This is a genomic window from Pseudomonas sp. NCIMB 10586, from assembly GCF_023127895.1.
In the GTDB taxonomy this organism is placed as follows: Bacteria; Pseudomonadota; Gammaproteobacteria; order Pseudomonadales; family Pseudomonadaceae; genus Aquipseudomonas; species Aquipseudomonas synxantha_A.
In genome coordinates this window covers 123,229-136,411 of sequence record NZ_SPKQ01000050.1, presented here as the reverse complement: position 1 = coordinate 136,411, position 13,183 = coordinate 123,229, and the positions used below count along the sequence as shown (strand labels likewise).

Sequence of the window (13,183 nt, the reverse complement as noted above, 5' to 3'; positions counted from 1 at the left end):
CGATAATCCTGCTCACCCAGCGCTTTATAAGAAGAGGTATTGGCTGGCATGGCTGCATGGGATGGACGTCCCGAATGCAATTGCGTAAGGCAGGTGCTGCCCAGGAAGTTCAGGGTGCGCGATTGTACGCAAGCTATGGGAGGCTTGCAAGGGGCCGTCTATCGCGCCTTGACACCCGGGGGTCAGGGTCCTAGCATGCCGCGCAACCCTTCTGGAGCGACTGTCGCTGATGCAACCCCAAGCTTTCTACCGCGCGGTCGCGGACGATTTTAGCGCCGTCGACGGCATCATCAAGCAGCAGCTGACGTCTAAAGTGCCGCTGGTCTCCAAAATTGGCGACTATATTACGTCGGCGGGCGGTAAACGCCTGCGTCCTTTATTAGTACTGCTGTGTGGCAAGGCGCTGGGCCGCGAAGGCGATGACCTGCGCTTGCTGGCCGCGACCATCGAGTTCCTGCACACCGCCACCCTGCTGCATGACGACGTGGTCGACATGTCCGGTATGCGGCGTGGCCGCGAGACCGCCAATGCCATGTGGGGCAACGCACCCAGCGTGTTGGTGGGCGACTTCCTGTACTCGCGCTCGTTCGAAATGATGGTCGAACTGGGCTCGATGCCGGTGATGAAGATTCTTTCACAGGCCACGCGCATCATCGCCGAAGGCGAAGTGTTGCAGCTGTCCAAGGTCCGCGACGCCAGCACCACCGAAGAAACCTATATGGAAGTGATTCGCGGCAAAACCGCGATGCTCTTCGAAGCGTCCACCCACAGCGCTGCCGCGCTGTGTGGCGCCACCGCCGAACAGGCCGAAGCCCTGCGTACCTTTGGCGATCACCTGGGCGTGGCGTTCCAACTGGTGGATGACCTGCTCGACTACAAGGGCGATGCCGAGACCCTGGGCAAGAACGTCGGTGACGACCTGGCCGAGGGCAAGCCAACCTTGCCGCTGATCTACACCATGCGCGAAGGCACGCCGGAACAGGCCGCCCTGGTGCGCAAGGCCATCCAGAAAGGCGGGATCGAAGACCTGGAGGCCATCCGTGCCGCCGTCGAAGCCTCCGGTTCCCTGGAGTACACCGCGCAACTGGCGCGTGACTACGTGGCGCGGGCGATCCAGTGCCTGGAAGCCTTGCCGGCCAGTGAATACCGGGATGCATTGGTGGAACTGAGTGAGTTCGCTGTGGCCCGTACTCACTGATTCCGCGTTGATTAATGTGGGAGCTGGCTTGCCTGCGATGACGGTAGTGAACTCACCATCGCTATCGCAGGCAAGCCAGCTCCCACATTTAGATCGCATTCACCACTGACCTCCCCGCTCCCGCCGCAAAACCCTATATAATGTGCGACTTTTAGTCATCCCTGAATCTCAAGGAGCTTTAGTGAGCACGTTGCCACCCTGCCCGAAATGCAATTCCGAATACACCTACGAAGACGGCACCCAACTGGTCTGCCCGGAATGCGCCCATGAGTGGTCCGCCAATGGCGAGGCCGAAGTGGCCGGCGATGAGACCGTGAAGAAAGACTCTGTGGGCAACGTCCTGCAGGACGGCGACACCATCACCGTGATCAAGGACCTCAAGGTCAAGGGCACCTCACTGGTGGTCAAGGTCGGCACCAAGGTCAAGAACATCCGCCTGTGCGACGGAGACCACGATATCGACTGCAAGATCGACGGTATCGGCCCGATGAAACTCAAGTCCGAGTTCGTGCGCAAGGTCTGAAGCTGCTGCATCCATCCCGCGCCCGCCGCGGGATGGCGTTTCGCCCTCCTGATTGATCGAAAACAATATCCACACAAAAAAACCCGGAAACCGCCAATAGATACTTGCTATTCTACGAATAAGAATTATTCTCATTGAAACTCATCAAGGAGAACGACCATGACTTATTTGATAGATGCCTGGCTGGATCGCCCCCACCCTTACCTGCGAATCCTGCATCGGGAAACCGGCGAAGTCTGTGCGGTGCTTGAGGAAGAAGCGCTGAACGAACTACAGGACCAGGGTGACCTGGACGTCAATGGCCTGAGTTCCAGTGAGCCTGGAGTACTGAAGGAAGTGGTGAGGAATTTGTTTCTGTTCTGCTATGCCCGAGCATTGCGCCCGGCGACCGACTTGAATGGCAAGTTCCATCCATGAAGAAACTGGCAAATGCCTGTTGGGGCGAACGCGTTCGTCCCAACAGGTAACCAGCAGGTCTTACAGAACGTCGAGCAGCTCGACGTCGAATACCAGAACGCTGTGCGGCGGGATGCTGCCAACGCCTTGAGCGCCGTAAGCCAGTTCGCTCGGCACGTACAGACGCCATTTGCTGCCGGCATTCATCAGTTGCAGGGCCTCGGTCCAGCCGGCGATCACGCCGCCAACCGGGAATTCTGCAGGCTGGCCGCGCTCGTAGGAGCTGTCGAACACAGTGCCGTCGATCAAGGTGCCGTGGTAGTGGGTACGCACTTGATCTTCACGGGTCGGCTTGGCGCCGGTGCCGGCAGTCAGCACTTCAAATTGCAGGCCGGAAGCCAGGGTGGTGATGCCATCACGCTTGGCGTTTTCAGCCAGGAAAGCCAGGCCGGCACCCGCGGCGGCTTCAGCCTTGGCAGCGGCTTCGGCTTGCATGATCTCGCGGATCACTTTGAAGCTGGCAGCCATTTGCTCCTGGTCAACACGGCTCGGCTGGCCTGCAAATGCGTCGGTCAGGCCGGCCAGGATTGCGTCCAGGCTCACGCCCGGCGGCGGGTTGTCGCGCAGTTGGTCGCCCAACTGACGGCCGATACCGTAGCTGACGCGGGTTTCGTCGGTGGACAGATTAACTTCGGACATGAAGAGGCTCCGCTGTAGGACAACAGGGTTTCCCGCGCTGCCCAGAACTAAAAGGGCCCGCAGACTAGCACACAAGAGCAGCCCATGATCAGCCCCCTCCCCGGCTACCAGAGCGCCAGGTCGTAGGTCAGGTACACCCGGTAGTTGTCCCGATCACTGGCATAAGTCGAGCGGTAAGTGGCCTTGCGCAACTCCACGCCCAGTCCTTTGAACGTGCTGTCCTGGACCACATAGCGCAGATTCGTGTCGGACTCCCACTCACGCGCCTCGCGCCCTTTGAACTCGCCGTTTTGCCCTTTGTAGTAGCGGGTCATGAAACTCAAGCCCGGCAGTACCGCCGTCAAGTCATAGTCGTAGCGCAGCATCCATGTCTGCTCACCAGACTGGATGAACTTGCCAACACCGGCGTTACTGAAGGAATACACCGTCGACACGCTGGCATACGGCAACGCTGTGTCGCCGCTGACTTTCTGATAACCAACACCCAGCGCCTGCGGGCCCAGGCGGTAAGTGAACAGACCGCTGAACATGTCACTGTCGACCTCGCCGTTACGCGCCTCACCCGCTTCGTTACTAATGAAGTAGCGCAAGTCGCTGGTCAGTGTGCCGCTGCCCAACGGCTGCTTATGCACCAGGCCAAAGAATTGCTGGCGATAGAATTGGCGCATTTCACCGTAGTACCAGGTGCCGCTGAGCTTCGGCGTAAACGCGTAGCTAGCGCCGGCAAAATCGAAATCACTACCCTTTTTTCCGCTGTAGCCCTGGGGATAAATATCCACACTGTCAGTGGAGTTACGCAACTTGAATTTGTCCAGGTGCCCAGCGTGCAGGTACAGGTCACGAATACCACTGTATTCCACTTGTGTGCCCTGGAAGGTCTGCGGTAACAAGCGGCCATCGTTGTGCACCAGCACCGGGATTTTCGGCAGCAACGTGCCGGTTTTCACCACTGCATCGCCCCAGCGCATCTTGGCCGTGACGCCCAGGCTGGAAAACTCACTGGCCGCATGACCATCGTCGTGCACAGGTAACAAGCCCGTCCCGGCGTGCGTCGGGCTGGAGTCGAGACGCAGGCCCGCCAGCCCCAGGGCATCCAGGCCAAAACCCACGGTGCCCTCGGTATAACCAGACTGAAGATTAAGCAGAAAACCCTGAGCCCATTCCTTGCGGTCTTCACCACCGTCGCGGTAACCGTCGTTGAAGTAGAAGTTGCGCAAGGTCAATCGGCCGTGGGAATCCTCCCAGAAACCCTGGGCCATCAATGTCGGTGACAGGCTCGCCAGCAGCCCCGCCGAGACCATTCCCCCTTTCGTGAAAAACTCACGCATAAACCATTCCTCAATGCCGTGTTGTGTTTTTTATGGGCAGTTGCACCGCGCGGCAGGCTGGACGGCATGTCGCGTTGGAGCGGACACTAACGGCTCGTCGACAGCCCCACAACGTTATGCGAGAAGCGCATCAGGCTATGCGTGAAGTACCGGCCGCCCTTCCCAACCGACAGGAAAAACACGGTGAACCTCAAGCAACTCGAAGCCTTCAAAGCGATCATGGCCACCGGCTCGACCATCGGCGCAGCAACGCGCATGGGCCTGTCGCAATCGGCGGTCAGCCGCCTGCTGAGCCAGTTGGAAGAGCACTTGGGTTTTGCCTTGTTCCTGCGCAAGAAGGGCCGCCTGATGGCGACGCCCGAAGCCGAGGAACTGCTCGCCGAAGTCGCCGGACTGGTGGATGGCATGCAACGAATCCAGCGCCTGGCCGACGAAATGCGCGTGGGCCGCTCACGCAAGAGCCTGCTCAAGGTCGGGGTGCCCACCAGCATGACCCAGGAGCTGTTGCCGCGCATCGTGGCGCAGTTTCTCAAGGAGCATGACGACATTGTCGTGGAACTGCTGACCGGTTCTTACGACACGATCGAGCGTGCGGTGCTGGACCGTTCCGCCGACCTGGGCTTTGTACGCCTGCCCACGGAAATACCTGACTTCGATGTCGAGCCGGTGCTGCAAACCGAAGGCGTCTGCGTGATGCCCGCCGACCATCCGCTGACCCGTCACGCCTGCATCGAAGTGCAGCATCTGCGCGATGTGCCGTTGGTGATGCTCGGCCGGCAACGGGCATTGCGGGCCGAGCTGAACCAGGTGTTTCGTGCCGCCAACCTCACGCCGCAGGTGCGGGTCGAGGTGCACTCGGTCGGGGCTGCGTGCAGCTTCGTTGCCGAGGGGCTGGGGGTGTCGATCGTCAATGGTCTGCTGGCCAGCCACTTCCGGCACTTGCCCATCGTCACCCGCCCGTTTCGCCCGGCGCTGCCCTACGCATTCGGCCTGGCGTTTCGCGCCAACGAGCCCAGGTCGCAGCTGGTGAACGCGTTTGCCGAGCATCTCAAGCAGCGTCTGTCCGCACAAAACGCATAGCCCAACCCAACCCACGCATAACGTTGTCGCCGCGAAAACTTTGCCCTAGTGTCCGCCCCACACGTGTCACCCCTATAACAATAACGGCGCAAGCCGGGGCCACTAGCATGAGCGAATCCCAGAGCATCCCCACCCAAGCAGCGGTGGGAAATACCACGCAACGCAAGCAGATCAATCCCGCCATCATCCTGCTGAGTATCGTCCTGCTCGCAGTGGCGTTTACCTACGCCGTGAACTCGGGCACGTTCCAGCGCCAGAATGGCCTGGTGATCCCGGGCTCTTACCAGGTGCTGGAAAAACACGACTCCCTGAGCCAACTGTTCGCACTGGAACCACGCAAAGCCGGCGACACCGTGGCTCGCCCGGTGTCCCTGGTGGAAGGCTTCATGGCGATTCCCCAGGGCATCGAGAAGCGTGCGGCACTGATTTTCATGGTGCTGTTCATCGGTGGCATGTTCGGCGTGCTGAACAAGGCCGGGGTGATCGACGCCGGGCTGGAGCGCATGCTGGGTCTGACACGGGGCAATATCTATGTGCTGGTGCCGTGCCTGATGCTGGTGTTTTCCGCCGGCAGTACCTTCATGGGGCTGGCCAAGGAATTTATTCTCATCGTGCCGTTGATGGTTGCCATGGCTAATCGGCTGGGGCTGTCGAACCTGATCGGGCTGGCCATCGTCACGATCTCAGTCAAGATCGGCTACCTGGCCTCGATATCCAATCCAGTGGCGCTGTCCGTGGCCCAGCCGATGGTCGGGCTGCCGATCTTCAGTGGCCTGAGCATGCGTGTGCTCGCCTACTGCAGCTTCCTGCTGGTGGGCATTGCCTTCGTGCTGTGGAGTATTCGCAAGCACGGTTACGATGCCACGGCGCAGATCACTTTCGAAAGTACGCCGTTGCCCCTGCGCCATCTGATCAACCTGATCGTACTGCTGACGGGCATCGCTTTCCTGGTCTACGCCTCTAACCGCTGGGGCTGGAAATACCATGAGCTGTCGGCGTTCTACCTGCTGCTGACGCTGGCCTTCAGCGTGATCGCCGGGCTCGGCGCCAGCGTTGCCGCCAGTGCCTTTGTCGATGGAATGAAGAAGGTGCTGATCGCCGGCGTGCTGATCGGTCTGGCTACCGCCGTGGAGATCATCCTCAGTACCGGCCAGGTCCTGGACACCATCGTCAACAGCCTGGCCAACCTGGTGGGCGACCATGGTCCGATCGTGTCGGCCTACGGCATGTTCTTCGCACAACTGGGGCTGGATGTGCTGATCCCATCCACCTCCGGCCAGGCGGCGGTAACCATGCCGATCTTCGGGCCCTTGGGTCAGTTGTCCGGCGTCAGCCCGCAGACCACGGTGTTCGCATTTCTGATGGGCAATGGCCTGACCAACATGATCACCCCCACGTCCAGCGGCCTGCTGGTGCTGTTGGCCACCGCCAATGTCGGTTGGGGCCAATGGGCGCGCTACATCCTGCCGCTGTTCCTGATCTACGCCGTGCTGGCGATGGTGTTGCTGGCCATTGCGGTAACGAGCGGGTACTGAATCGATGAGTGTTCTCCCCATGCATATTCTGCACAACCAAATGATCCGGATGCGTGACGGCATCCACCTGGCCACTGACATCTATGTGCCGGAGGACAGCAATGGGCCGTTTCCGGTGGTGATCGAGCGCACGCCCTACGACAAGAGCAAACCCTCCCGCTCGGAAAAACAGCTCGACGGCCAACACATCTCCCGTGAGCAAATGGCCGCACGGTTTACCGAGCAAGGCTTTGTCGCAATTTTCCAGGACTGCCGTGGACGCTACGCCTCCGAAGGCACATTCACCAAATACACCGCCGAGGGCGAAGACGGTTTCGACACCCTGGCCTGGATCATCCAACAGCCCTGGTGCAACGGCAAGATCGGCAGTATGGGCTTGTCTTATGCTGCCCACACACAACTGGCGATGGCTTGCCTGCACCCGCCGGGCCTGAGCAGCATGGTGCTCGACAGCGGCGGCTTCGCCAACGCCTACCATTGCGGGATTCGCCAGGGCGGCGCCTTCGAACTCAAGCAGGCCACCTGGGCCTTTCGTCAGGCCAAGGAAAGCCCTGCTGCCCTGGCCGACCCGTTGGTTCGTGAAGCGCTGGAACAGGAAGATATTTATCAGTGGTTCACGCGTATGCCATGGCAACCCGGGCAATCGCCCCTGCGCCATGTGCCGGAATACGAAGCCTATGTGTTGGAGCAATGGGCTCAGGGCACCTTCGGTGAGTATTGGCAAAAGTCTGGCCTCTATGCCGAAGGTCACTACGCACAACTGCCCGATATCCCGGTGCTGTTCATGTCCAGTTGGTACGACGCCTACGTCAGTTCGACCCTGGCCAATTACCGCGCCTTCACACTCCAAGGTACGGCCAGCCAACGACTGGTGATGGGCCCGTGGCTGCACGGCGACCGTAATATCAGCCACAGCGGCGATGTGGAATTCGGCCCGCAAGCCACCTTTGACGGCCAGGTCGATCAGGATTGGCTCAGTTGCCGACTGGCCTGGTTCGAGCAATCCCTCAAGCCGTCGCCGCGAACCACAACGGCCAGCGTACAGGTGTTTCTGATGGGGGGCGGCAGCGGTAACCGCGACGAAAACGGGCGCCTGCACCATGGCGGCCGCTGGCTGCACACCACGCAATGGCCGCTGCCCGGCAGCCAAACACTGACCCTCTATCTGAATGCACACAGGCAGTTGAGCCACACGGCACCTGTCGAGGCTGACGCCCACTTGAGTTACCGCGCCGACCCGGCCCACCCGGTCCCGACCATCGGCGGCGCGCTAACCTCCGGTGCCCCCGTGTTTGTCGGCGGAGCCTTCGATCAACGGGAGCGCCTCGATTTTTTCGGCACCCAAGGGGACAACCGTCCCCTGGCCCAGCGCGATGACGTGCTGGTGTTCCAGACCGAGCCGCTCGACGACGACCTGATCGTCGCCGGTGACGTGCAGATCGAGCTGTGGATCGACAGCGATGCACCCGACACCGACTTCACCGCCAAGCTGGTGGACGTGTACCCGCCCAGCGCCGACTACCCCGAGGGCTTTGCGATGAACATCACCGACGGCATCCGTCGCTGCCGTTATCGCGACTCATGGGAACAACCGACGGCCCTGACGCCGGGTGAGCGAGTGAAAGTGCTGATCGAGCCTTTCGCCACCTGCAACCTGTTCAAGCGCGGCCATCGGTTGCGCCTGGACATCGCCAGCAGCAATTTCCCGCGCTTTGACGTCAACCCCAACAGCGGCGAGCCTTCAGGCCAGGCCAGCCACCCTCGGGTTGCCCACAATAATGTGCACCTGAGCCACGCCGCCGCCTCCTGCCTCAGGCTTACCGTGGTGCCCAACACGGCGGAGTCCTGAGCGCATCGGATCGCCATTGCTGCACGGTAATGGCGACCCTTCGTCACCCCGCAAGAAAAGTACTTCAGAATCATCCTTTGCCGCCGATACAGCCCTACACATCTTGGCTGGCTCAAACAACAACACACCGTCCAGCAGACAGACATCACTCTTCAAGGAGCTTTCGATGAACAGCTGGTTCGGTAACATCAGCGTCAATCTCAAACTCGGCCTGGGCTTTGGCCTGGTGCTGGTCCTCACCTCGATTCTGGCGCTCACCGGCTGGACCAGCCTGGGCGGCCTGATCGACCGCAGCAACTGGATGAGCGACATCACCCAGCTCAACGCCTCGCTGACCAAGCTGCGGATCGTACGCCTGCAATACATGCTGGCCAATGGCGACGAAGCCGTGGCGCAGAATGTGCAGACCAGCCTGGATGCCTTCGCAGCTCAACAACAGAAATTGCTGGACAGCTTCAAGAGCCCGGAAAACCTCAAACTGCTCAATGACCAGAAAGCCGTCATCACTGCTTACCGCCAGTCCCTGAACAAAATGCGCGAGGCCTACCGCAATGGCAACGCTGCGCGCGACGTCATGGGCGCCAAAGCCGATGTCGCCAACGCACAAATCAATGCACTGGAAACCAGTGTGCAGCAGGCGCCCGATAGCCCGGAGCGCTTCACGCAATTTCTGGCCGTGACCCAAGCCAAGAATGAGTTCCAGCAAGCTCGCTACGAAGTGCGCGGCTATACCAATAGCCCCAACGCAGAAACCGAAGCCCGCGCTGCTGCGCAACTGGAAAAAGCCGTCGGCGGTTTGAAGGGCCTTAGCGCGGCGTTCGGTACCGGCCAGCAAAACGCATTGTCCGCACTGGAAGCCGCCCTCGGTGCCTATCGCAGCGCCGTGCAGAGCTACAAGGCAGCCAACGCCAACATCGTCACCGCCCGCGCCGAAATGACCACCCAGGGCGCCGATATCGTGACGATCAGCGACAAGCTATACGACATCCAACTGGAACGTCGCGACGCTGAAAGTACCCAGGCCCGCAGCCTGCAATTGATCAGCACCTTGCTGGCATTGCTGGTCGGCGTGATTGCCGCCTGGGTCATCACCCGTCAGATCACCCGCCCGATCCAGGACACCCTGGCGGTGGTGGAGCGCATCGCTTCAGGCGACTTGAGCCACAACATCCAGGTGACCCGTCGTGATGAGCTGGGCGTATTGCAACAAGGCATCCAGCGCATGGGCACGACCCTGCGCGAATTGATCAGCGGCATCCGCGATGGCGTGACCCAGATCGCCAGCGCCGCTGAGGAGCTATCAGCCGTGACCGAGCAAACCAGCGCCGGTGTGAACAGCCAGAAGATCGAGACCGATCAGGTGGCCACCGCCATGCATGAAATGACCGCTACCGTGCAGGAAGTTGCGCGCAATGCCGAGCAGGCGTCCCAAGCCGCCTCCGACGCCGACGGCCAGGCCCGCGAAGGCGACAAGGTGGTGGCCGAAGCTATCGCCCAGATCGAACGCCTGGCGGCCGAAGTCGCCCGCTCCACCGACGCCATGACGCACCTGCAACAAGAGAGCAACAAGATCGGCAGCGTGATGGACGTGATCAAGGCCGTGGCCGAACAGACCAACCTGCTGGCCCTCAACGCCGCCATTGAAGCCGCGCGTGCCGGTGAAGCCGGCCGTGGCTTTGCCGTGGTCGCCGACGAAGTACGCGGCCTGGCCCAGCGTACACAGAAATCCACCGAGGAAATCGAAGGCCTGGTGGCCGGCTTGCAGAACGGCACCCAACAAGTCGCCAGCGTGATGAACAACAGCCGCAGCCTCACCGACAGCAGCGTCGAACTGACGCGCAAGGCCGGGGTATCCCTGGAAAACATCACCCGTACGGTGTCGAATATCCAGTCGATGAACCAGCAGATCGCAGCGGCTGCCGAACAGCAAAGCGCCGTGGCGGAAGAGATCAGCCGCAGTATCGTGAATGTGCGGGACGTGTCCGAGCAGACCGCGACTGCCAGTGATGAGACGGCCAAGTCGAGTGTGGAACTGGCTCGATTGGGTAGCCAGTTGCAGCAGATGGTCAGTCATTTCCGGGTGTAGACACCAAAAAGCCGCCTCGATCTAGACCGAGGCGGCTCCACCTCTCAGACCTTAACGGTCATCGAAGCTGTCCCGCAGGAACTTCCATACGTGATACGCACGCAGGCAGTTCACTACGAGGTTCCATGTACGTCGTGCAAACTTAGACATACTCGGCCCTCCGTGAGTTGGGCCTTACCTCCAGCGCACTTACCGGCACATGTGGGCCTTTGGATGCACACCAGTGCTCCTGTGAGGCGGCTGGGTTTATGGTCCTCCCGCGTGAATCCGGCACGGATTACTAGCCCGTGGCGGGCGGTCCAAAATTTGCGCGCGAACCCAGCCAACCTACTTCACGACGAACACAGAACGAGGGCGATACTAGCTCAGCACTCTGCTCCAAGGTGTAACGAACAACGGCCAGCTAGCCTTAAAATCTGTTGCTGTTTTTTGCAAAGTTAAACAACACAAAAGATCAATGCTGCCGTGAAAAACTCTTGTTCGTCTGGTGTTGCATAACGCCCTAAAGCAGCAGTAGTATTGTGACCACGCCAGTGCTCCTGTGAAGCCGCAACCCCAGCCACTAACTGGGTTTGCAAAAAAAACCGCCTTACCAAGGCGGTTTTTTATTGCCTGCCATTTGCCACTTAGCCCTCGCTGTCCTCGACAAACACCAAGCGATTCCCGAACGGATCCCGGATGCTCATTTCCCGCGATCCCCAAGGTGTTTCCTCGACCGCAGGCTTGGCATATCGGTACTCTTTGCCCAGCAACTGCTGCTGATACGCATCGACTCCTTGCGCCTGGATGCGCACGGCCGCCCCCGGCGAAGCATCGCCATGATGCTCGGACAAATGCAGCACGCATTCCCCCAGCGACACCTGAAGGTACAACGGAAAATTCGCCTCGAAGCGATGCTGCCAATCGACCTTGAACCCCAGGAAGTCGACGTAGAACTCCAACGCCTTGACCTCGTCGAAAATCCGCAGAATGGGGACGACTTTTCCTAAGTGCATGGCGCCAGCTCCGTATAAAAGAACACCCACTATAGAGCCGTAAACCCACCACGCAAATCCCCGCTGCGCGCCAGGAAGCGGCCCGCTCGCTCACCGTTCGCCTGCCCCTCGCGATAGCTCAGTACGCCATTGACCCACACACCCTCAATCCCTTCAGCCGCGCGCTGTGGCGTGGTGAAATCCGCCACATCCCGCACCCGCTGAGGGTCGAACAGCACCAGGTCGGCCCAGTAGCCTTCACGGATTTCGCCACGCTCGGACAACCCAAAACGCGCCGCCGATAAACCGGTCATCTTGTGCACCGCCGTGTGCAACGGGAACAGGCCGACATCCCGGCTGAAATGCCCGAGCACCCGTGGGAAGGCACCCCACAAGCGCGGATGGGGAAACGGGTCTTCAGGCAAACCGTCCGACCCCACCATCGACAACGGATGCGCGAGGATGCGCCGAACGTCGGCCTCATCCATGCCGTAATACACCGCCCCCGCCGGCTGCAAGCGACGGGCCGCGTCGAGCAGCGAAACACCCCACTCGGCAGCGATATCCTGCAAATCGCGCCCGCCCATTTGCGGGTGCGGCGTCGACCAGGTGATGGTGATGCGAAATGTGTCGGTGACTTGCTTGAGGTCCAGAGTCGAGGAGCTGGCGGCGTAGGGGTAGCAATCGCAACCCACCGGGTGGTTTTTCGCCTCAGCCTCCAGGGCCGCCAACAACTGCGGACTACGCCCCCAGTTACCGGCACCAGCGCATTTAAGGTGGGAAATAATCACTGGCACCCTGGCATGTCGGCCGATCAGAAACGCCTCATCCATTGCCTCCAGCACCGGCTCGAACTCGCTGCGTAAATGCGTGGTGTACACCGCACCATAGGCCGTCAGTTCCTCAACGAGTTGCAACACTTCATCGGTCTCGGCGTTGAATGCGCTGGCGTAGGCCAGGCCTGTGGATAACCCCAGGGCACCGGCCTCCAGGCTCTCTTGCAACTGCACGCGCATGGCCGCGATTTCATACGGTGTGGCGGTGCGATGCAGGTCATCCATATGGTTGCTGCGCAGCGCGGTGTGGCCGATCAATGCCGCAACGTTCACTGCCGGATGGGCGCCTTGCACTGCGTTGCGATAATCGCTGAACCGCGGATAACAGAACTGCTCACGGCTGCCCAACAAGTTCATTGGGTCTGGCGGGTCACTGCGCAAACTCACCGGCGAAGCGCTGATGCCACAGTTGCCGACAATCACCGTGGTCACGCCCTGGCTGAGCTTGGGCAGCATCTGCGGCTGGCGGATCACCACCGTGTCATCGTGGGTGTGCACATCGATAAAGCCCGGCGCCAATACCCGGCCATGCGCATCGATGACATGCGCGGCCTCGTCGGCGGACAGGTCACCCATCGCCTGGATGCGCCCACCGCGCACGCCCACATCGGCGATAAACCCTTCGGTGTTGCTGCCATCAATGACCAGCGCCTGGCGAATCAGCGTGTCGTATTTCATA

At 60.5% G+C, this 13,183-nt stretch carries 11 protein-coding genes; 7 read left to right on the top strand and 4 right to left on the bottom strand.

All coding sequences use genetic code 11. From position 1 onward, the window contains the following. Positions 1 to 229: 229 nt before the first annotated feature. The 3 genes from E4P01_RS24175 (at position 230) to E4P01_RS24165 (ending at position 2,138) form a co-directional block, all read left to right on the top strand. The gene (locus E4P01_RS24175) at positions 230 to 1,198 is read left to right on the top strand and encodes a polyprenyl synthetase family protein (protein WP_005791318.1); all 969 of its coding nucleotides are present in this window, start codon (positions 230 to 232) and stop codon (positions 1,196 to 1,198) included. Positions 1,199 to 1,379: 181 nt separating this feature from the next. Then, positions 1,380 to 1,721, top strand: coding sequence for a zinc ribbon domain-containing protein YjdM (locus E4P01_RS24170; RefSeq protein ID WP_005791320.1), 342 nt, complete (start codon positions 1,380 to 1,382; stop codon positions 1,719 to 1,721). Positions 1,722 to 1,880: 159 nt separating this feature from the next. Continuing rightward, the gene (locus tag E4P01_RS24165; protein WP_005791321.1) at positions 1,881 to 2,138 is read left to right on the top strand and encodes a hypothetical protein; all 258 of its coding nucleotides are present in this window, start codon (positions 1,881 to 1,883) and stop codon (positions 2,136 to 2,138) included. A gap of 60 nt (positions 2,139 to 2,198) precedes the next feature. Here E4P01_RS24165 and E4P01_RS24160 read toward each other — a convergent pair whose 3' ends face one another. Both E4P01_RS24160 and E4P01_RS24155 read right to left on the bottom strand, forming a co-directional pair. Next, the gene (locus E4P01_RS24160; protein ID WP_014719893.1) at positions 2,199 to 2,816 is read right to left on the bottom strand and encodes an FKBP-type peptidyl-prolyl cis-trans isomerase; all 618 of its coding nucleotides are present in this window, start codon (positions 2,814 to 2,816) and stop codon (positions 2,199 to 2,201) included. A 104-nt stretch (positions 2,817 to 2,920) separates the two neighbouring features. Further along, a complete protein-coding gene (locus tag E4P01_RS24155) occupies positions 2,921 to 4,117 on the bottom strand; it encodes an OprD family porin (RefSeq protein WP_216092196.1) in 1,197 nt (398 codons plus the stop codon). A gap of 210 nt (positions 4,118 to 4,327) precedes the next feature. On the opposite strand from E4P01_RS24155, the gene E4P01_RS24150 reads away from it, so the two are divergent. From E4P01_RS24150 to E4P01_RS24135, 4 genes are all read left to right on the top strand, one after another. Then, complete coding sequence (locus E4P01_RS24150) at positions 4,328 to 5,224, top strand: LysR family transcriptional regulator (protein ID WP_198845094.1); 897 nt, start codon at positions 4,328 to 4,330, stop codon at positions 5,222 to 5,224. Between the two features lie 107 nt (positions 5,225 to 5,331). Next, entirely contained in the window at positions 5,332 to 6,759 is a 1,428-nt protein-coding gene (locus E4P01_RS24145; protein WP_032879527.1) for an AbgT family transporter, read from the top strand. A gap of 19 nt (positions 6,760 to 6,778) precedes the next feature. After that, positions 6,779 to 8,608 (top strand): CocE/NonD family hydrolase, encoded by a 1,830-nt coding sequence (locus E4P01_RS24140; RefSeq protein WP_216092093.1) that lies wholly within the window; start codon positions 6,779 to 6,781, stop codon positions 8,606 to 8,608. Between the two features lie 166 nt (positions 8,609 to 8,774). Then, positions 8,775 to 10,694: a methyl-accepting chemotaxis protein gene (locus E4P01_RS24135; protein ID WP_032879524.1), complete on the top strand. Its 1,920-nt coding sequence runs from the start codon at positions 8,775 to 8,777 to the stop codon at positions 10,692 to 10,694. A 626-nt stretch (positions 10,695 to 11,320) separates the two neighbouring features. Here E4P01_RS24135 and E4P01_RS24130 read toward each other — a convergent pair. Both E4P01_RS24130 and E4P01_RS24125 read right to left on the bottom strand, forming a co-directional pair. Then, positions 11,321 to 11,689, bottom strand: a complete 369-nt coding sequence (locus E4P01_RS24130; RefSeq protein WP_078822285.1) for a glyoxalase superfamily protein — start codon at positions 11,687 to 11,689, stop codon at positions 11,321 to 11,323. 29 nt (positions 11,690 to 11,718) lie between these two features. Then, a complete protein-coding gene (locus E4P01_RS24125) occupies positions 11,719 to 13,182 on the bottom strand; it encodes a D-aminoacylase (protein ID WP_216092094.1) in 1,464 nt (487 codons plus the stop codon). Between the last annotated feature and the right edge of the window lies 1 nt (position 13,183).

Coding starts and splice junctions, on each gene's coding strand:
- E4P01_RS24165 (WP_005791321.1), top strand. CDS start 1,881: ATGACTTATTTGATAGATGCCTGGCTGGATCGCCCCCACCCTTACCTG.
- E4P01_RS24155 (WP_216092196.1), bottom strand. CDS start 4,117: ATGGTCTCGGCGGGGCTGCTGGCGAGCCTGTCACCGACATTGATGGCC.
- E4P01_RS24175 (WP_005791318.1), top strand. CDS start 230: ATGCAACCCCAAGCTTTCTACCGCGCGGTCGCGGACGATTTTAGCGCC.
- E4P01_RS24130 (WP_078822285.1), bottom strand. CDS start 11,689: ATGCACTTAGGAAAAGTCGTCCCCATTCTGCGGATTTTCGACGAGGTC.
- E4P01_RS24160 (WP_014719893.1), bottom strand. CDS start 2,816: ATGTCCGAAGTTAATCTGTCCACCGACGAAACCCGCGTCAGCTACGGT.
- E4P01_RS24140 (WP_216092093.1), top strand. CDS start 6,779: ATGCATATTCTGCACAACCAAATGATCCGGATGCGTGACGGCATCCAC.
- E4P01_RS24125 (WP_216092094.1), bottom strand. CDS start 13,182: ATGAAATACGACACGCTGATTCGCCAGGCGCTGGTCATTGATGGCAGC.
- E4P01_RS24145 (WP_032879527.1), top strand. CDS start 5,332: ATGAGCGAATCCCAGAGCATCCCCACCCAAGCAGCGGTGGGAAATACC.
- E4P01_RS24135 (WP_032879524.1), top strand. CDS start 8,775: ATGAACAGCTGGTTCGGTAACATCAGCGTCAATCTCAAACTCGGCCTG.